Origin of the sequence: Acinetobacter amyesii (assembly GCF_002018365.1) — a bacterium.
In the GTDB taxonomy this organism is placed as follows: domain Bacteria; phylum Pseudomonadota; class Gammaproteobacteria; order Pseudomonadales; family Moraxellaceae; genus Acinetobacter; species Acinetobacter amyesii.
This window is the reverse complement of record NZ_MVKX01000001.1, coordinates 536445-555321: the sequence shown is the minus strand read 5'-3', so window position 1 is coordinate 555321 and position 18877 is coordinate 536445. Positions and strand designations below refer to the sequence as shown.

Sequence of the window (18877 nt, the reverse complement as noted above, 5' to 3'; positions counted from 1 at the left end):
ACTTGTCTATTAGCTGACAACTTTATTGATGCATTTTTTATATAGTGAAATGAGTGAATGAACAAGGAGTAAGTTGATGAGCAAACTTGAAAGGCTGCTAAGCCAATATGCAGCATATCATTTGGATCGAAAAAATGTGCTGACGCATTTTGTAGGTATTCCGCTTATTGTGTTTTCGATTATGTGTCTAACAGCACGAGCAGGGCTGATGATTTCAGGTTTTGAACTGACCCTTGCATTGTTGTTGATTATTGCCAGTGTCATTTATTACCTGAGTTTAGATAAAATTTTCGGTTTGATCATGCTTTTGGTGTTTGCCGTCACATATCCCTTAGCCTTAATGATCGCAAAAATGAGCCTTATGTCATGGCTGATTTGGAGTGTGGGGATCTTTGTTGTGGGTTGGATCATCCAATTTATCGGTCATTATTATGAAAAGAAAAAGCCTGCGTTTATGGATGATGTCATTGGCTTGGCAATAGGGCCTTTATTTGTCCTAGCTGAGTTTGTGTTTCTACTAGGCTTTCGTAAAGAGCTTGAACAACGCATGCTGACAGAAGCAAGAAGACAGCGCGCAGAGATGGATGCAAAAGCATTACATACCGCTCACCCATAAATGATTTGAATAAAAAAGCCGGAGAATTCCGGCTTTTTTTTGCGATGTGTTAATTCTCAACTGTTTAGGATTTAACAGCTGCTTTATGTTGTTCCGCTGCGACCTTTTGTGCAGCGATTTTTGCTTTTGCGTCAGTATTTGCAGCTTTGGCAGCATGGGCTGAAGTTTTAGCTTCTGATTTTGCTTGTGTTTCAAGATGCTGTGCTTGAGCTGCATCATGTTTTGCTAATTTTTGATTATGTTTCACTTTACTCTGAGCCAATTGGCTGGCTTGTTTTGCATCGTGTCGAGCGACTTTTGCATCATGCTGGGCAACTTGAGCTGCATGTGTAGCAGTACGTTCCTGATGTTTTGCATCTTTAGCAATGGAAACACAAGTACCACCTTTATGGTTTGCACCTGTACCACCTGTAAGTGTGGTGCCTTGTGGACATGCAAACGCAGTTGCACTAAGCATTGTAAAGATACCTGCTGTTAGAATTGTGCTGATTTTTTTCATTGCTATTGTTCTATGAAAATAGGCATTAGTGCCTATGAGTAAATTTATAGCAGAAGGGTAGAGATTTAAGTCGTTGGAATGTGGTGACTCAGCAACCAAATCATGTATTCGTGTCGATATAATTTTGTTTTTAAGCAGGTTTTAAGTTTTTAAATATGCTTATTTTTGGCTTGGGCTTTTGCCTGAAATTAAAAAAGCCAGCAAATTGCTGGCTTCTTATGAGTACTGTCTTATACGTTAAAACGGAAGTGTAAAACATCGCCATCTTGAACGATGTATGTTTTACCTTCTAAACGCCATTTACCTGCTTCTTTAGCGCCAGCTTCACCGTTGTATTGAACGAAGTCGTTGTAGGCAACACATTCAGCACGAATAAAGCCTTTTTCGAAGTCAGTGTGAATCACACCTGCAGCTTGAGGTGCAGTTGCACCAATTTTTACTGTCCAAGCACGAACTTCTTGTACACCAGCTGTGAAGTATGTTTGAAGACCAAGTAAGCCATAACCTGCACGAATAACTACGTTTAGACCAGGTTCTTCCATGCCTAAAGCTTCAAGGAATTCAGCACGGTCTTCATCTTCAAGTAATGAAATTTCTGCTTCGATTTGGTTGCAAAGTGGAACCACAATTGCATTTTCTTCAGCAGCTAATTTTTGCACTGCTTCTAAGTGAGGGTTATTTTCGAAACCATCTTCTGCAACGTTGGCAATATACATGGTTGGTTTAAGGGTTAAGAAACCGTAACCACGTACCAATTTACGTTCATCTTCATCAAGGTCTGCTGCACGCGCAGGTTTACCTTCATCCAGTAAAGGTAAAATTTTGTCTAAAACAGCTTTAGTCGCAATCGCTTCTTTATCGCCACCTTTTGCAGATTTTGCTAGACGTGTAATTGCTTTAGAAACAGCTTCTAAGTCAGCAAGTGCAAGTTCAGTGTTGATCGTTGCGATATCGTCAAGTGGGTCAATTTTGCCATTTACGTGAATGACATTTTCGTCTTCAAAACAACGTACAACGTGTGCAATAGCATCAGTTTCACGAATGTTAGCTAAGAATTGGTTACCAAGGCCTTCACCTTTAGATGCACCAGCAACGAGACCTGCGATATCCACAAATTCCATAGTGGTTGGGACAACACGTTGTGGGTTTACAATTTCAGCAAGTTTATCCATACGTGGGTCAGGTACAGGTACGATCCCAGTATTTGGCTCAATTGTACAGAATGGGAAGTTTTCAGCAGCAATCGCAGCTTTGGTTAATGCGTTGAAAAGCGTTGATTTACCAACGTTCGGCAGGCCGACAATACCACAGTTAAAACCCATGAAATAACTCACAAAGTATTATAAAAAAATTGTGGATGATTTTACATGAAAGCCATAATAAAGTCAGGTGATATGGGAAGGAGAATGTATAACTTATTGAATCGCGCAGAGATCGAGATGAATTCACGTCTGAATAAAGCTTGAGTTGCACTACGGATGCAGAATAGGTGCAAAAATGACATTGTGTTTCAATAACACAGTGACTAAAGTATCCCTATAAAATTACTGGGTTTTATAAACTGCAGTTACAACAAAAATTTGGAGCATTTATGCGAACTCTCTACCAGTTTCCACTCTCACACTTTTGTGAAAAGGCGCGCTGGTTACTCGATCATAAAGAGTTGGATTATGTGGCTCATAATTTAATGCCAGGTGTGCATCGTGCATTTGCACAGCTTAAAACAGGGCAAAACAAATTGCCGATTTTACGTGATCAAGATCATTGGGTGGCAGATTCAACTCAAATTGCCTTTTACTTGGATGCGACCTACCCCGAACATAGTCTGATCCGTCCAGATGTCAAACTGCGTGAAGATGCTTTGGAAATTAATGAACTTTCCATTGAGTTAGGGCAACATGTGCGCCGTTGGGGTTTGGCACATGCACTAAATGAAAGTGAAGAATCGCTTGATATTTTAATTGGTGAAAAGGGTTATTTACGTCAGTTTGAGAAATATTCCAAGCCCATAATAAAGGCACTGGTTTCTAAAGGTTATCAATTAGATACAGATAAAGTTGCGGCATCTCGTGAACGATTGGATGAAATTGTGATTGATTTAAATCAACGTCTGATCGAACAAGGTGGGCGTTATTTTGTAGGCGACCGATTAGGTTTGGCTGATATTGCAGTGTGTTCAATGTTGGCGCCGATATTAGAGATTGTCGGAACGCCGTGGGAAAAAGAGCATGGCGAAAGCTTGTCTGAAGAATTTAAAGCTTACAAAGCCTATTTGAGCGATTTGCCTTTAGGTCAATATGTGCAACGTATATACCAAACAGAACGGAATGCGCGGGTAGATTGGCGTGGTGTATAAACCCTTTATATGAAAACTTTGCGTCATACTGCTTTAAAAAAGCGCGCCCAACGGCGCGCTTTTTTTATAAGACTTTCAATCCTTAAATATAGTTTTGTTGTTGGATATCCATAATATTCAACACTGGACTGATACTATCGGTTTGTAAAGTATTGAGCGGCATAACCGGGTAGAAGATATTTTCTATCGCATCTTTAATACTTGGGATGATGGTGGAGATATCAAAATCACCTTGAGCAGAACCTAAATTTTCCAATAGGTCATTAATATTCGGTAATTGGCCTGTGAGGTTTTCAGTCAATTGGTTGAACTGATCCGAAATAGAATCCAGATCAATTTTTTCAGGAGCAAGATTGCCAAGTAAATCGCCAAGATTTGGAATGGTCAGTTGATCGAGGAACTGAGTCGCTTCACCATTACTGTCCATCAGAGCAATGACTGGTTTCAACGAGTCAATTACTTGATTTAAATCAGTTGAAAGCGTTAGTAAGGATGGATTGTTGACCACATCCAAAATGGTGCTCACGCTATTTAATACATCATAAATCGCTTTGACGGTTTGAGCCTGATCCGTATCGATGACATCGCTTTTTGCCAGTAAATCTAGAAGCGGATTAAGTCCTTTGATCACCCCTGAAATAGTCTCAGGGATATTCCCTTGGTTGGCTGAAGAAATGGCAGTCACTAGATTGGTCACACTTCCAATCACAGTCGGTAAAGCATGGCTCAACTGTTCCATATCAATAGTTGAGTTATCTTTATTGATTGAGGCTAATAAAGGTAGGAGGGCAGTCGTTGCACCTTGTGCAATTTGCCCAAAGTCAATGTTTCCATAAGACGAGCTCCCAATCATCTGAATAATGGGTTGCGCATATTCTAAAACTTGACTGAGTGTATTGATAATTTGCGTTGAATCTGTTGACCCAGTTGCGCTTCCAAGCATAGCAAGCAGTGGTTTTATGGCATTTACAGCGCTGCTGATATTGTCAGGAAGATTGCCTTGATTATTGGTGCTACTCAGTAAACTTTGCAAGCTGTTGACAATGGTAGGTAGTGATTGAACCAACTGATTCATCTCTGTTGAGCCAGCGTTGCTACCTAAGTTTTGTAGGAGTGGTTGCAGAGTTGTCATCAATGTCTTGAGTGCATCCGAATTTGAACCGTTATTGGATGTTAGACTTTGAATCGTGCTAATCACTTGGGGAAGCGATTTAGTCAGTGCGCTAAAATCAAAAGACTTTGTGCCACCTAAATTACCTAATAATCCTGTCAGCGTATCCGTGATATTGGTTGTAGGTTTAAGCGGGCTAAGTAGGTTACTGACCGTGCTGCTAATTGTACTGAGCTGTAGGGAAGGACTTAGTACAGAACTTAATTTTGAGCTGAGTGAACTTAGTGATTTAATTGCCATGTTTATTCTTCCGTTTTTGTTTTTTTGTATATTTATGAACCGCCGCTATTTTTTAATGTAATTACCAAACCTAGTAAATAAGTGAAAAAAAGCAAAATGTGAAATAGAGCGCACATTGAAAAATATAGTAAAAATAAAAAATTGAAAAATATAAATAAAATATATTTTCCTTTTATCTGAAATTGATTTATTCAGATCAATGGAATGCATCGAGAAGCTTTCTTGGTAGGTTGTCTAAAGACGTCATTTAGAATATAAAAACTAAACTTTGATGAAAAAACATTCATTTAATCGTCGAATTAATGCAAATTATTATGTTCATAATGCGTATGAGCTTTATTATTTTTAATAAATCATGCTATACATGAGAAAACTTGCACATTAATGCTGATTTTAAAATTTAAAATAACATTGAAAATGACAACAGACGTTTGATGAATCAGGATCATCAACACTGTTTTCAAAAATGGCTGGAGTAGACTGATGGAACTAGACCGTTTTGATAAACAAATTTTAGAAATTTTGACCCATGAAGATGTTAATTTAAATGAACTGTCAGAGCGGGTGAATTTATCGGTCAGTTCAGTTCATCGTCGGATCAAACAATTGATTGATCACAATATTATCAGTGGTCTAAAACGTGAAATTAATTATCAAAAATTGGGCTTTAGTTTGCATGTGCTGCTGCAGGTGTCCTTAAGCAAACATGATACAGATACTTTTGCTAAATTTTTAGAAGAATTAGAAAGTATTCCAGAAGTCATTAATGCATTTTTGGTGACAGGGCAGTCTGCCGATTTTATTGTGGAAGTCGTTGCACGAGATATGGAAAACTATAGTGAAATTTTACTCAAACGCATTGGTAAAATTGAACATGTGGTCGCATTACATTCGAGCTTTGTAATTAAACAATATAATGTCTTTAACTGTAATGGTTTGTTAAATAAGGTTTAAATGCAGCCCTCATCTATAAACTCAAACAGTTGAAAGTTTGGCAATAAAAAACGCACCGATGGGTGCGTTTTATACATCACTCGATTGAATTATAGAGCTTCTAACTCAGCCATTACTTCATCGGTGAATTCAACGTTGGTATATACGTTTTGAACGTCGTCAAGATCTTCAAACATATCAATCATTTTGATGATTTTTTTCGCTTGTTCGATATCTGAAATTAACGCTTTAGTTGAAGGGTTCATGACTACTTCGGCGTTATCAGATTTTAAACCTGCTGCTGCAAGTGCATCTTGAACTTCACCGAAAGTTTCTGGTGTGGTGATAACTAGAATTTCTTCTTCGTCCACTTCGATGTCTTCAGCACCCGCTTCTAAAGCGATATCCATGATTTGATCTTCTAAAGAAACATCTTCAAAAGTAATCTCACCACGTTTGGTAAACATATAAGCCACTGAACCTGCAGTACCTAAATTACCATCAGTTTTAGAGAAGCAGTGACGAACGTCAGGAACAGTACGGTTCAAGTTGTCAGTCATTGTTTCAATGATGACAGCAACACCACCAACGCCATAACCTTCGTAAGTGACTTCTTTTAGATCAGCATTTTCTTCACCGCCGACACCACGTTGGATTGCACGGTTAATGGTGTCACGTGTCATGTTTGCAACTAATGCTTTTTCAACAACAGCACGTAAACGTGGGTTAGACGCTACATCACCGCCGCCTAAACGTGCAGCTGTCACGATTTCACGGATAAATTTTGTGAATACTTTAGCGCGGCTCGCATCTTGTTTTGCTTTACGATGCTTAGTATTAGCCCACTTGGAATGACCCGCCATGCGAAATATGCTCCTTGTAGATTGGCCTTATGCCTATCAAATTGAGCAAATTCTACCATAATGGCTTTTTTGTGTGAAAGTACTGGATTTCATGAATTGAGTAGTTGAAAAAAAAATATCCAAATTTGAGAAATTAATGCGAAATGTCAAAACGCTCGTACTGTAATTTTTCTTATGATGAGAATCGGGCTGAAAGGGGGAGCCTGATCTTGTTATAAAAGGAAGATATAAATGTACAATGCGTGGAGCACGATACATTTATACCTTTAAATACGTATATCTTAAAAAACGTGAATGGCACTTAGTCTTTATTTTTAGGTTCTGGGATCACGATGTCTAAACCTACTTTATCTTTATAGAGCTGCTTGATTAAAGCTAAATCGTGATCGAGGTCAGTCGGGTAAATCTTACCGAAAATACCGCCTTGTTTGGTTTTTGAGTTGGCATACATTAATACAATTGGCACACCTGCTGCTTTAGCGATATACCAAAAGCCTGTACGAATCGGTTTTCGTGCTTCACCACGTTCTGCACGGGTCGCTTCTGGAGCAATGACTAAATTAAATTTTTCATTGGCTTCAAAATGCTCAACCATTTGAGTCACGATGTCTTTATTGGCTTTACGGTCTACAGGAATACCGCCAATCGCTTCAAGGACAGGTTTAAATGGACCTTTAAAGAGTTCTTTTTTAATCAGCGTGTGAATTTTAATGTCGTAAATTTGGCAAAGGGCCAGTGAAAGAACAGCATCCATCATTGAGGTGTGTTCAAAGCCGACGATCACTTGTTTATTTTCTAAAACATCAGGTTCTACGTGGTATTTCCAGCCTGCCAATTTAAATGCAGATTCGCCAATAAACTTTTTCAACATAGTCGGTGATACGGTGATTTTAAAAAGGTGTAATTTCTGCTTGTTTGTCGTATGAGTCAAGAGGATTTAAGTGAGCTTTGATCTGAATTGTGCATATATTTCAAATCGGAATAAGAAGGGCGGATTGAAGAATTATACTTTTTAGCAATAAATCGGTTAAATTTTATATAGCAAAGCTATCATCATAGATAAAAATACTCTTAAAAATTTGCTAAATATGGCTAGGCACCGTCAGAAATTCTTATTAGACTTTTGTCGTAGGTTAAAACTTTTAACCTGTTGGTCTTAACTCGTTTTCTAACGGAGAACTCAAGCATGATTTATTTAACTGCTGTGTTATTCGCTGTTGCTATGTTTGCTTTGATTGTTATTTGGTCAATTGTTGAGTTTTATTTGGACTTAAGAAAGTCTGAACAGGTTGAGTCTTAATTTTTGTGCATTTAAAGTGTGAAATATATAGTATTTCTAAAAGTCATGAATCAAAAAACATTTGCTTATAATGAATAAAATAATATCTTTTAAGTATAACAAATCATGACTTTATTTAAGGGTATCTAGAACTTAAGCTTTTAAATTTTTCTTGAATGTATTTCTTTTAAATCTACTTCTCTTATTAACCAATTGTGGCTTACTCAAGCTGACTTGAAGTTTTGTACGTATCTATATGTTATCTGCCACATCTTTTAAAAGCTTATACAAACTTTACTTAACTTTTAACATTAAAAAACCCCTTACGATTAATGCACGTAAGGGGTTGTTTTATATGGTGGGCCCACACAGACTTGAACTGTGGACCAACGGATTATGAGTCCGCTGCTCTAACCAACTGAGCTATAGGCCCTATATTCTGAATGTGTTATTTATCAACAAGTTCAGACGCAAAGCATACTAGCGAAGATTTTTTTAAAAGACAAGCCTTTTTCTTCACGGCTGCACACTAACACAACAAAATGTCTGTAGTTGCGGCGGTTAAGCTTTGATTCGACAAAAATGGTAAAGCACTGAATTCTAGCTTGATGTAAATCACGACAAAAGTTATCAAATAGGCAAAATAACCTTATAATAATGCCCATTCTTGTCAGTACCGTGCTCAACAGCGCATAGATTGGTACTGGCCTCACATTTTTAAGTCAATGTCCTACAGTTATTCGGCTTATGTTTTCATTTTTATGTGTTGCACTGACACATAAGAATATTTAGGTGCCCACATGGAAATTAAGGTTAATTATCTCGATAACCTTCGACAAGAAGCCAAATTTGATGACTTCACGGTAATTGCCGACCAACCTATTCGCTATAAAGGCGATGGCTCTGCTCCCGGACCATTCGACTACTTTTTAGCGTCATCAGCATTATGTGCAGCGTATTTTGTAAAAGTGTATTGTGCAGCGCGAGACATTCCGACAGACAATATTCGCCTATCTCAAAACAATATTGTTGATCCTGAAAACCGCTACAAGCAAATTTTCAAAATCCAAGTTGAACTGCCTGCGGATATTTCAGAAAAAGACCGTCAAGGCATTTTGCGTTCAATTGACCGCTGTACGGTTAAAAAAGTGATTCAAACTGGTCCTGAGTTTGTCATTGAAGAAGTAGAAAGCATTGATGCAGATGCACAAGCTTTACTTATGCCAAATTTAGCGTCAGAAAGTACCACATTTATTCCGGGTAAAGATCTGCCATTAGAAGAAACCATTGCCAATATGTCAGGTATTTTGGCTGGTTTAGGCATGAAGATTGAAATCGCATCATGGCGTAACATCGTACCGAATGTTTGGTCACTACATATTCGTGATGCACAGTCGCCAATGTGTTTTACCAATGGTAAGGGTTCAACCAAAGAAAGTGCCTTAGCCTCGGCTTTGGGTGAATTTATTGAACGTCTCAATTGCAACTTCTTCTATAACGACCAGTTCTGGGGTGAAGAGATTGCCAATGCTGACTTTGTGCACTATCCAGATGAAAAATGGTTCCAACCCGGCCCAGAAGGCGAGTTACCTGTCGAAATCTTAGATGACTATACGCGTGAAATTTATAACCCAGAAGATGAGTTATTAGGCACACATCTATATGACACCAATTCTGGAAATACAGCACGCGGTATTTGCTCTCTTCCGTTTGTCCGTCAGTCCGACGGTGAAACAGTGTATTTCCCATCAAACTTGATTGAAAATTTATACTTGTCAAACGGCATGAGTGCAGGGAATACCTTGGCAGAAGCGCAGGTTCAATGCTTATCTGAAATCTTTGAACGCGCAGTAAAACGTGAAATTTTGGAAGGTGAATTGGCTCTACCAGATGTACCAGAAGAGGTTTTAGCCAAATATCCAAGTATTGTTGCAGGTATTCAAGGCTTAGAAGAACAAGGTTTTCCTGTATTGGTAAAAGATGCTTCACTTGGTGGTCAGTACCCTGTGATGTGTGTAACCTTAATGAACCCACGAACAGGTGGGGTTTTTGCATCTTTTGGTGCGCACCCTAAACTGGAAGTGGCTTTAGAGCGTAGCTTAACCGAGCTTCTACAAGGCCGTAGCTTTGAAGGTCTAAACGATCTACCAAAACCAACTTTTAGCTCAAATGCAGTCACTGAACCAAATAACTTTGTAGAACACTTTATTGACTCAAGTGGTTTGGTGTCTTGGAAGTTCTTCAGCGCACAATCAGACTATGATTTTGTAGAGTGGGATTTCACAGCAGAAGGTGAAAATGCCAATGCGGAAGAAGCTGCAGCGATGTTTGCAATTCTAGAAGACATGGGCAAAGAAGCGTATATGGCAGTCTATCAGCATCTTGGTGCTACGGCATGTCGTATTTTGGTTCCGGGTTATTCTGAAGTGTATTTGGTTGAAGACTTGGTTTGGGATAACACCAACAAAGCTTTGGACTTCCGTGAAGATATGTTAAATATTCATCGTTTAGATGAAGACGAGTTGGTATCACTGGTTGAGCGCTTAGAAGAGCTTGAAGTGGATGACTACACGGATATTGTGACGCTCATCGGGATTGAGTTTGATGACAACACCGTATGGGGCCAATTAACAGTTCTTGAGCTCAAACTACTGATCTATATTGCTCTACAAGAGTTTGAAGAAGCAAAAGAGTTGGTCGAAACCTTCCTTCAATACAACACCAATACGGTCGAACGTGGTTTGTTCTATCAATGTATGAATGTGGTTTTAGAAGTTGAATTGGACGATGACTTAGATCTCAATGACTATGAACATAATTTCCGTCGTATGTTTGGTGACGAACGTATGGATGCGGTGATTGGTTCAATGGATGGAAGTATCACTTTCTACGGTTTAACTGAAACCAATATGCAACTTGAAGGTTTAGATCGTCATTTACGTTTGATTGATAGCTATAAAAAATTGCATGCTGCACGTGCGAAGTTTGCCAGTCAGAACGTTTAAATCTGGGCTTGTGAATAACGTTACTCACGTGATCATCTATTTGAAAAAACTCTCCTAAGGGGGAGTTTTTTTTGTGCAAAATTTGCTGAAAATTAATCTATATCTGTGATGTTGATATTAATAAAAAACCTTAGAACTCAGATGAATATAAGGCAGGCTTTAAAGTAACCGATTATCCGAAATTGTGTCATTTTAAAGTAAAGATATTTGACTCATTGGAAAAATATGATAATAAATTAGCTATGGCGTGTTTAGGCATGATCATAATATTTCAGGACGAAATATTCAGAAGCACATTAATAAATAAACGGGAGTTTTAACAACATGCTTCAATTATTCAGAAAACTATTTTGCATGCATATTTACGAATACGAGCAAATGGAAGAAATCGGTTCGCACAAGGAATGTCGTAAGTGCGGTGTGACAAAGTAATGCAGAGTCTCAGCCGAAAAAAAAGTGAGCGAAAGCTCACTTTTTTAATGTCGGTCAATATTGAAATCATTAAAATAGAATCACATTCACAGTTTTCATGCAGATATGAGTAAAGATTTTCAAGCCGAGCGTTATACCGTCGATGCCAATATGGCAGATACCATTGCATGGTTATTACACCATCAAGATTGCTATGAATCTTTTCAGTATGATGCGATTCAGCAGCAATTGGTGGTTCAACATGCCAATGGCCAGGACATCATTCGTGAAGGGGATTATTTAAATGCAGGCTATGGAATTTTAATAACAGCACATAACTTTGCGAAGTAATCGATATATTTTCCCTGCTCATCGTGATTTAACCATTTCATTGATTCACCCCATCTCTTGCATTGCACATTGAAACCTATCACTGATCATTCAATTGAACTAAGCCCCGATGTTCGGGGCTTGGGTTTTAAGCCATTTGCATGGCATTAGTTGAAAGCTGTGCAGCAGTTGGTTTTGGCTGTTCAGCCACTAAACCGAGTTTGCTAAATAAAAGCTGATCTTTGCCTTCGCCTGCATTTGGCGTGGTCAGTAGTTTTTCACCAGAAAAGAGCGAATTTGCACCTGCCATAAATGCCAAAGCTTGTTCTGAATCACTCAGGGATTCACGACCTGCAGAGAGTCGAATATAGCTTTTTGGCATAATGATCCGTGCAACTGCAATGGTGCGAATCCATTCGATGACATCGAGTTTCTCAACCTCTGCAAGTGGGGTACCTTGTATAGGCACAAGGAGATTGATCGGCACAGATTCAGGATGAATCGGCAGCGTTGCCAACTCCATCAAAAAGGCAATACGGTCATCACGGCTTTCACCTAAGCCCACAATTCCGCCGCTACAGATTTTCATTCCAGATTGGCGGACATAGTCCAGCGTCGTTAAACGGTCATCATAGCTACGTGTGCTAATGACATTGGGATAATACTCACGAGAAGTATCGAGGTTATGGTTGTAATAATCTAAGCCTGCCTCGTGTAGGCGCTCTGCTTGAGACTGATTTAGCATGCCAAGGGTCATACAGGTTTCAAGTCCAAGCGCTTTGACTTCACGCACCATTTCTAGCACATAGGGCATGTCACGTTCATGTGGATTACGCCATGCAGCGCCCATACAAAAACGCGAAGAACCTGAGGCAAGTGCAGCTTTCGCTTCATTAATGACTTTTTCCACAGCCAGACGTTTTTCGGCTTCTAATCCAGAGTCATAATGTGCGGACTGAGAGCAATATTTACAGTCTTCAGGGCACTTACCGGTTTTAATCGAAAGTAAGGTGCTAACCTGAATATGATTGGCTTGGAAATATTCACGGTGAATGGTCTGTGCTTGGAATAATAAATCCATTAATGGTTGTTGATACAACTCTTGTATTTCTGGATGTGTCCAGTCATTTCGGTAGCTCATAAATGATCCATATTTTCTGCCTAATGCATATCATCATACGTAAAATTTGCAGACTTCCAAGACTATTTTGTAACATTGAAATTTAGCTAAAATGCATTGAAATGACTTTTTTAAAGAACTTTTGATATTTAAGATGCTTACAAAGTTGTGTTAAATGACAGCACAATCGCTGCAATGTTTATTTTAAGCTGAAAAATTAATTTTCTTTGATTGCGTCACTAAGTTTTAGCTTAAAAGAAAACTTTGTAAGGATCTGGAAAATATAGAATGAAAACCCTTAAATCATTTTTGAGTTTTGTTCTTTAATTGCCCAATCAATATGAACTTGCACAATCGCGTCATGTTTTTCGCGAGAATTTTTTAATGATTGAACAATATTTGAACTGTATGGTGCATTGCCTAAGCCAATGGCGATATTTCGCATAAAGCTTTGATAGCCTGTTCGTCGGATAGGACTGCCTTCAGTACAGCTTAAAAAGGTGGCTTCATCCCATTGCCAAAGATCTAATAAACTCACTTGGTCGAGGCCATGGCGTGGATAAAAGTCCTCAATTTGAGTTTTATGTGCAAAACTATTCCATGGACAGATGAGCTGACAGTCATCACAACCAAACACACGGTTGCCAATGCCACGACGTAATTCTTCAGGAATGATGCCTTTGTATTCGATGGTTAAGTAGGCAATGCATTTACGTGCATCTAACATATAGGGCTCAACGATGGCCTGTGTCGGACAGATATCAATACAGGCTGTGCATGAACCACAATGTTTGGTTGCGGGTGAGTCAATGGGTAATTCGAGTGATGTAAACAGCTCACCTAATACAAAAAATGAGCCTGATTTTTTATGAATCAGTAAGGTGTGTTTGCCTGTCCAGCCCATACCTGCATTTTCAGCTAAGGATTTTTCAAACACTGGGGCAGAGTCGGCAAAGGGTCTAGATTCAAAATCTCCGATTTTTTCACGGATAATATTCGACAAGGTTTTTAAACGACCACGCATGACTTTGTGGTAGTCACGACCACGTGCATAGCGTGCAATGATGGCTGCATTTGGCTCATTAGGAACATAACGTGGTTTTGGGGTTTCGACCAAATAATCCATGCGGACACAAATGATACTGCGGGTGCCGGGGACTAAAAGTGCTGGATTGGCACGTTTTTCAAGGTTTTCCTCTAGGAATTTCATATCGCCATGATAACCACGTTCTAAATATTCTTTAAAACGAGGGAGTTCCTCTTGAGCATCTGGCTTTGCGATGACACAATCAGAAAAACCTAAATTTAAGGCTTGTGCTTTAATCCATGCTTTTAGGGTTTCTGGATCATATTGATCGACAGGAATTTTTTGTGCAGGAGTTGAAGCGGCCATAATCATAACAAGGAAAAACAATGCGTCTGCAAGTTTACCATAGCCCTGTTTATCTTAGCCAAAGTATTCAAGCTTGGGAGCAGCGTTGGTTTGCTCAGCACAATAGCAGTTATGGTCTGATGCAGCAGGTCGCATGGTCGATTGCTCAGCAACTCATTCCAATGTTAAAGCAGCAAAATTTAAAAAATATTGCCGTATGTTGTGGGCAGGGTAACAACGCAGGCGACGGCTATCTTACAGCGCAATACCTACAGCAAGCAGGCTTTCAAGTCGATATTTATGCTGCTGAAATAGGGCCATCGAAAGATTTGCATTCTGCGGTAAAGGGAGCGATAGATCACGAGCTCAAGATCTATACACATTTTGATTTTCAGCGTGACTATGATGTCTACATCGACGCATTATTTGGTATAGGGCTCAATCGTGAACTTTCTCACGAGTGGCAAGCCATTATTCAACGATTGAACGTATGCACGGGACTCAAAGTTGCGATTGATATTCCAAGCGGATTACATGCCAATACAGGGCAGCCTTTACCCATCGCATTTCAAGCCGATTATACCTTTACGGCATTGGGTCTAAAAGCAGGGCTATTTACAGGTCAAGCGAAGGAATATGCAGGTGAGGTTGCGGTGATGGCATGCATACCGACTGATGTTGAGCTTGAACCACTTGCATATTTATCACCGCAGAAAATCACTTTACCTGCGCGCCAAGCTTTTGGTCATAAAGGCAGTTATGGCCATGTTTTGGTTGTCGGTGGACATGCTGAAATGGGTGGGGCGGTGATTATGGCTGCTGAGGCTGCATTCCATGCAGGTGCAGGTAAGGTCACGGTTGTTTGTGATGCACGACATCACACCGCGATTTTGGCGCGCGCACCGAATATTATGCTACGCGATATCAATGCTTTAAATACAGAAGCGATTCAGCAACTGATCGATCATGTCGATGCGATTAGCTTTGGCATGGGGCTTGGTCGTGACGATTGGGCACAACAGCAGTTTCAGTCATGGTTACCATTGATTCAGCAGTCAACCTTGGAAATAGTTTTGGATGCAGATGCCATGTGGTTTCTAGCTGAAACACCTGAAAAATTGAATACACGCACCTACGCAACGCCACATCCGGGTGAGGCTGCAAAATTATTGGGTCTATCTACTGCTGAAGTTGAAGCAGATCGTGTACAAGCAATTCAACATTTAAAAGAAAAATTTCAAGGTCAATGGGTGCTTAAAGGGGCAGGCAGCTTGATACTTGAAGATCAACTTTGGATTTGCACCGCAGGTAATGCAGGAATGGGTACAGGCGGTATGGGAGATGTGCTTGCAGGGATGATTGCAAGTTTAAAAGCACAATTCCATCAGCAAATTCATCTGCACGAAATCGTAAGCCTGCATGCTTTAGCAGGTGATGTATTAGCGAAGTCGGGGATGCGTGGTTTGCAAGCACAGGATATGGCCCAAGCGGTTTATCATGTGGTCAATCATTCAGGAGATGAAGATTAAAATGCATGCGGTTAAATTGCGAATTCAAGGTAAAGTGCAGGGTGTTGGTTATCGTCGTTGGTTTGAACAGCAAGCGATTGCACTTGGTTTAAATGGCTATGTGAAAAATCTAGCGACGGGCGAAGTTGAAGCGCTGATTATAGGAACTGAAGATGCCATTCATAAAATACTGAAACACAGTCTAGTGGGGCCTTTACGAGCAGACGTGACTAAAATCGATCAGCAAGAAATTCCAATGCATGAATTAGACTATAGCGGTTTTAAAATGATGCGCTAAATTTGATCACTAGATTGAGTGGGCTTTGAAAACTGTCTGAATTACTGAGCTATATGATTTGACGATTATTTATCGACGTCGAGTGCTTACACGGCTTCGGCCACGAGCCATACCACCTAAGGCATTCAGTACAGCCATTTTACTCATACTCCCGGACGCATGCGCATGGCAAATTGCGGCAGCCAAAGCATCGGCTGCATCCTGCTGGGGTTTGATGCTTAGGTTCAGAATGCGCATAACCATCATTTGAACTTGTTCTTTGTCTGCAGCGCCGTAGCCGACCACTGATTGTTTAATTTGACGTGCTGTATATTCAGCGACTTGTAAATCTAAATTGGTTAAAGCAGCAATGGCGGCACCGCGTGCTTGACCTAATTTTAAGGCCGAGTCAGGGTTTTGAGCCATAAAGACTTGTTCAACCGCTGCTTCAGTAGGCCCGTGAAACTTTACGATACGATCAATACCAGCAAAGATACGTTTTAAGCGTTCAGGCATTTCTGTTGTTTCGGTACGAATGGTGCCAGCATCGACAAAACGTAGTTTAGAACCATCCTTTTCGATGATGCCGTAACCAGTTAAGCGCGACCCAGGGTCAATACCGATAATTAATGACATGTTTGCCCTATTTGCCCTTTAAAAATAAAATAATGCCCATATTGTTACATAAGCGTGTCAAAAAAGCTTGATAGTGATTGAGCAGTTGAACGCAACACCTTAAATTAATTTACTGAGATTTGTTTAATTTTCATGAAATTATTTCTTCTGATTTTAGCAGGCTTGATCCTGGAAGTGTTTGTCTGGATCGGTGTGGGCGACCTCGTCGGCAGCATGTGGTATGTCTTTTTCTGGTTCGTGGCGGCCTTCTTTATAGGGATGAATATTATCCGTAAATATTCATCAGGTCTGATGCCTCAAATGCAGCAAATGCAAGCGGGTCAAATGAGTAATGATCCAGCTTTAACTGGAAACTTACCTAAAATCTTGGCTGGTTTCTTGTTACTGTTACCGGGCTTAATCTCAGATATTATGGCATTACTTATTTTGATTCCACCTGTACAAAATGCCATGAAAGCGGTCATGATGAAAACCATGATGAAGCGTCAGCAAGCCATGATGGAAAAAATGATGGGTGGCATGATGGGCGATATGGGAGGCATGGGCGGTGCTCAAGGTCAGAACCCATTTGCAGATATGATGCGTCAAATGCAAGATATGCAAAATCAGCAATCAGGTCGTGATTCATCCGTTATTGATGGTGAAGCTCGTGAAGTGACGCCAGAGGCAAAACAAATTGAACTGAAAGATGTTAATAAAAAATAAGTAACTCAGTTTGAAAGGCCGAATGTGTATTCGGCTTTTTTTTTGCGTAAATTTTGATACGGCCTAAAATAAACCTTGTGTTGCCAACAAAAAAATTGAACAGGCGATATAATCTTCACGTTTTAATTCAAATGAATCAGCTTGCATGTCACTGTTATTCACCATCTGTGCGCTACATTTTGTTGCGCAGTTGAGTCCCGGTCCAGACGTATTATTAATTGCTAAAAGTGCAGCATCAACAACCCGTGCAAATACCTTAAAAATTATTGCGGGGATCTCTGTCGGGATAGTGGTGTGGGTCGTTTTAACCTTATTGGGCTTTACGGTTCTGGTCGAGCAATTTCCATGGATACAACAAGTTTTAATGGCTGTTGGTGGGTTTTTCTTGGCGAAAATGGGCTGGGCAATGTTTAGTGGCGGGCTTAAAAGTTTAAATCAAACAGCCAATTTAGAAGATGGGCAGGCCTTAAGTCAGCAGAAAACTGAAAATTATTTCTTATTAGGTTTATTTACAAATTTAGCCAATCCGAAAACATTAATTTATTTTAGTAGTGTGTTCTCACTGGCGTTGAGCTCATCAGCCAGTAGCAACCTCAAAGCACAGCTTGCTGTCATCATTCCGATTCAAACCTTTATTGTGTTTAGTCTGTTTATGATGATTATGTCTTTGCCTAAAATTAAAGCACTCTACCAACGGTCAGGTAGTTATATTGATGTGGTCTCAGGGGCGTTATTTTTAATTTTTGCGATTTGGTTGTGGTTCGACGCAATTAGAATGTTCCATCTATAAAAGCAGTAAATATATTGCTGTCAGCAAAGCAAAAGCCAAGTATTAAAACTTGGCTTTTTTTATGTGCCAATTTTATTGTTCTGGATTGGTTTGATCTTGGTCTTTGGATTGTGCTGTATTTGATGGATCTTGTGCAATATCGGTGGTTTCGGCATGATCACGATAACGGTTTGGCTTGAGGGTGGTTTCGGTATTTTCAGAGCCTTTGTATGATCTGCTACGATTGGCGCGCTCACGTAAACCACCTTTTTTAATTAACTGCACCATCGTCTAGAACCTCATTGCTATTGCCATAGTTTAAAGAATTTTCCTCGTGAAGATAAGTGAGCAGGGCGATGCAAGCGCATAAAAAAGCCTGAAATCATTCAGGCTTTCATCATTTTAATTTCTCGTATTGAATGACTTTAAAGCAACTGGATAATAGCGCTTAAATACGGATTGTCTAATATTTAGGCATTTTCAGCCTGTTCATAGGGCTGTATTTGGCTGTTGTCAAAAAAGCTTAATTTTTATCATCCTGCTTGAGTACTTCAAAGATGTTGAGTTGGGTTGTCGCTTCAGTATCGTGCTGTTGCAAATACACTTGGACACTCTTAAATAGAATGGCAACAGCCAAACAACTGAGTATGCAAAATATCCAAAAGCCATATGGGCTACGGATATTATGCGAGCCACATTCGGAACATTCTTTATCGCTTGAAGCCAATACTTTATTGCAACAAGCACAGTGATATTGATAGTGCATTGCGTTTCTCCATTTAGTCGA

19 protein-coding genes and 1 tRNA gene are annotated in these 18877 nt (G+C 39.7%); 9 read left to right on the top strand and 11 right to left on the bottom strand.

Features of this window, described 5'->3' with window-relative positions; translation table 11 throughout:
- Positions 1–76 precede the first annotated feature (76 nt).
- Positions 77–616 carry a DUF962 domain-containing protein gene (locus tag B1202_RS02750; protein ID WP_078189046.1) on the top strand — a complete coding sequence of 180 codons (540 nt, stop codon included), beginning with the start codon at positions 77–79 and terminating at the stop codon, positions 614–616.
- Positions 617–680: 64 nt separating this feature from the next.
- Here B1202_RS02750 and B1202_RS02745 read toward each other — a convergent pair whose 3' ends face one another.
- Together B1202_RS02745 and ychF are read right to left on the bottom strand one after the other, a co-directional pair.
- On the bottom strand, positions 681–1115 hold the full coding sequence (locus tag B1202_RS02745; RefSeq protein ID WP_143221557.1) for a hypothetical protein: 435 nt from the start codon (positions 1113–1115) through the stop codon (positions 681–683).
- 230 nt (positions 1116–1345) lie between these two features.
- On the bottom strand, positions 1346–2437 hold the full coding sequence (ychF, locus tag B1202_RS02740) for a redox-regulated ATPase YchF (protein WP_078189045.1): 1092 nt from the start codon (positions 2435–2437) through the stop codon (positions 1346–1348).
- A 269-nt stretch (positions 2438–2706) separates the two neighbouring features.
- Between ychF and B1202_RS02735 the strand changes: the two genes are divergently transcribed.
- Positions 2707–3471 (top strand): glutathione S-transferase family protein, encoded by a 765-nt coding sequence (locus B1202_RS02735; protein ID WP_078189044.1) that lies wholly within the window; start codon positions 2707–2709, stop codon positions 3469–3471.
- A gap of 82 nt (positions 3472–3553) precedes the next feature.
- On the opposite strand, the gene B1202_RS02730 is transcribed toward B1202_RS02735, so the two are convergent.
- Positions 3554–4882 (bottom strand): hypothetical protein, encoded by a 1329-nt coding sequence (locus B1202_RS02730; RefSeq protein ID WP_078189043.1) that lies wholly within the window; start codon positions 4880–4882, stop codon positions 3554–3556.
- A 483-nt stretch (positions 4883–5365) separates the two neighbouring features.
- On the opposite strand from B1202_RS02730, the gene B1202_RS02725 reads away from it, so the two are divergent.
- Positions 5366–5836 (top strand): Lrp/AsnC family transcriptional regulator, encoded by a 471-nt coding sequence (locus tag B1202_RS02725; protein WP_067763303.1) that lies wholly within the window; start codon positions 5366–5368, stop codon positions 5834–5836.
- A gap of 89 nt (positions 5837–5925) precedes the next feature.
- On the opposite strand, the gene B1202_RS02720 is transcribed toward B1202_RS02725, so the two are convergent.
- The 3 genes from B1202_RS02720 to B1202_RS02710 form a co-directional block, all read right to left on the bottom strand.
- Positions 5926–6678: a YebC/PmpR family DNA-binding transcriptional regulator gene (locus B1202_RS02720; RefSeq protein WP_078189042.1), complete on the bottom strand. Its 753-nt coding sequence runs from the start codon at positions 6676–6678 to the stop codon at positions 5926–5928.
- 301 nt (positions 6679–6979) lie between these two features.
- Positions 6980–7549 carry a 1-acyl-sn-glycerol-3-phosphate acyltransferase gene (locus B1202_RS02715; protein ID WP_078189041.1) on the bottom strand — a complete coding sequence of 190 codons (570 nt, stop codon included), beginning with the start codon at positions 7547–7549 and terminating at the stop codon, positions 6980–6982.
- Between the two features lie 764 nt (positions 7550–8313).
- Positions 8314–8390 (bottom strand) — tRNA-Ile (locus B1202_RS02710).
- 367 nt (positions 8391–8757) lie between these two features.
- Between B1202_RS02710 and B1202_RS02705 the strand changes: the two genes are divergently transcribed.
- Positions 8758–10962, top strand: coding sequence for an OsmC domain/YcaO domain-containing protein (locus B1202_RS02705; protein WP_078189040.1), 2205 nt, complete (start codon positions 8758–8760; stop codon positions 10960–10962).
- Between the two features lie 537 nt (positions 10963–11499).
- A complete protein-coding gene (locus B1202_RS02700) occupies positions 11500–11724 on the top strand; it encodes a hypothetical protein (protein ID WP_078189039.1) in 225 nt (74 codons plus the stop codon).
- Between the two features lie 127 nt (positions 11725–11851).
- Here B1202_RS02700 and bioB read toward each other — a convergent pair whose 3' ends face one another.
- Together bioB and queG are read right to left on the bottom strand one after the other, a co-directional pair.
- The gene (gene bioB, locus B1202_RS02695) at positions 11852–12844 is read right to left on the bottom strand and encodes a biotin synthase BioB (RefSeq protein ID WP_078189038.1); all 993 of its coding nucleotides are present in this window, start codon (positions 12842–12844) and stop codon (positions 11852–11854) included.
- Between the two features lie 277 nt (positions 12845–13121).
- The gene (queG, locus tag B1202_RS02690) at positions 13122–14216 is read right to left on the bottom strand and encodes a tRNA epoxyqueuosine(34) reductase QueG (RefSeq protein WP_078189037.1); all 1095 of its coding nucleotides are present in this window, start codon (positions 14214–14216) and stop codon (positions 13122–13124) included.
- A gap of 20 nt (positions 14217–14236) precedes the next feature.
- Between queG and B1202_RS02685 the strand changes: the two genes are divergently transcribed.
- Both B1202_RS02685 and B1202_RS02680 read left to right on the top strand, forming a co-directional pair.
- Positions 14237–15724 (top strand): NAD(P)H-hydrate dehydratase, encoded by a 1488-nt coding sequence (locus B1202_RS02685; RefSeq protein WP_078189036.1) that lies wholly within the window; start codon positions 14237–14239, stop codon positions 15722–15724.
- A 1-nt stretch (position 15725) separates the two neighbouring features.
- On the top strand, positions 15726–16001 hold the full coding sequence (locus B1202_RS02680; RefSeq protein WP_078189035.1) for an acylphosphatase: 276 nt from the start codon (positions 15726–15728) through the stop codon (positions 15999–16001).
- Between the two features lie 69 nt (positions 16002–16070).
- Here the strand turns inward: B1202_RS02680 and ruvC are convergent, their stop codons facing one another.
- Positions 16071–16616, bottom strand: a complete 546-nt coding sequence (gene ruvC / locus B1202_RS02675; protein ID WP_078189034.1) for a crossover junction endodeoxyribonuclease RuvC — start codon at positions 16614–16616, stop codon at positions 16071–16073.
- A gap of 132 nt (positions 16617–16748) precedes the next feature.
- Here ruvC and B1202_RS02670 point away from each other — a divergent pair, with 132 nt between their 5' ends.
- Positions 16749–17321, top strand: coding sequence for an FxsA family protein (locus B1202_RS02670; RefSeq protein ID WP_078189033.1), 573 nt, complete (start codon positions 16749–16751; stop codon positions 17319–17321).
- A 145-nt stretch (positions 17322–17466) separates the two neighbouring features.
- Positions 17467–18111 (top strand): LysE family transporter, encoded by a 645-nt coding sequence (locus B1202_RS02665; RefSeq protein ID WP_078189032.1) that lies wholly within the window; start codon positions 17467–17469, stop codon positions 18109–18111.
- A 72-nt stretch (positions 18112–18183) separates the two neighbouring features.
- Here the strand turns inward: B1202_RS02665 and B1202_RS02660 are convergent, their stop codons facing one another.
- Positions 18184–18378, bottom strand: coding sequence for a hypothetical protein (locus tag B1202_RS02660; RefSeq protein WP_078189031.1), 195 nt, complete (start codon positions 18376–18378; stop codon positions 18184–18186).
- A gap of 235 nt (positions 18379–18613) precedes the next feature.
- Entirely contained in the window at positions 18614–18856 is a 243-nt protein-coding gene (locus B1202_RS02655; protein ID WP_078189030.1) for a hypothetical protein, read from the bottom strand.
- Positions 18857–18877 lie beyond the last annotated feature (21 nt).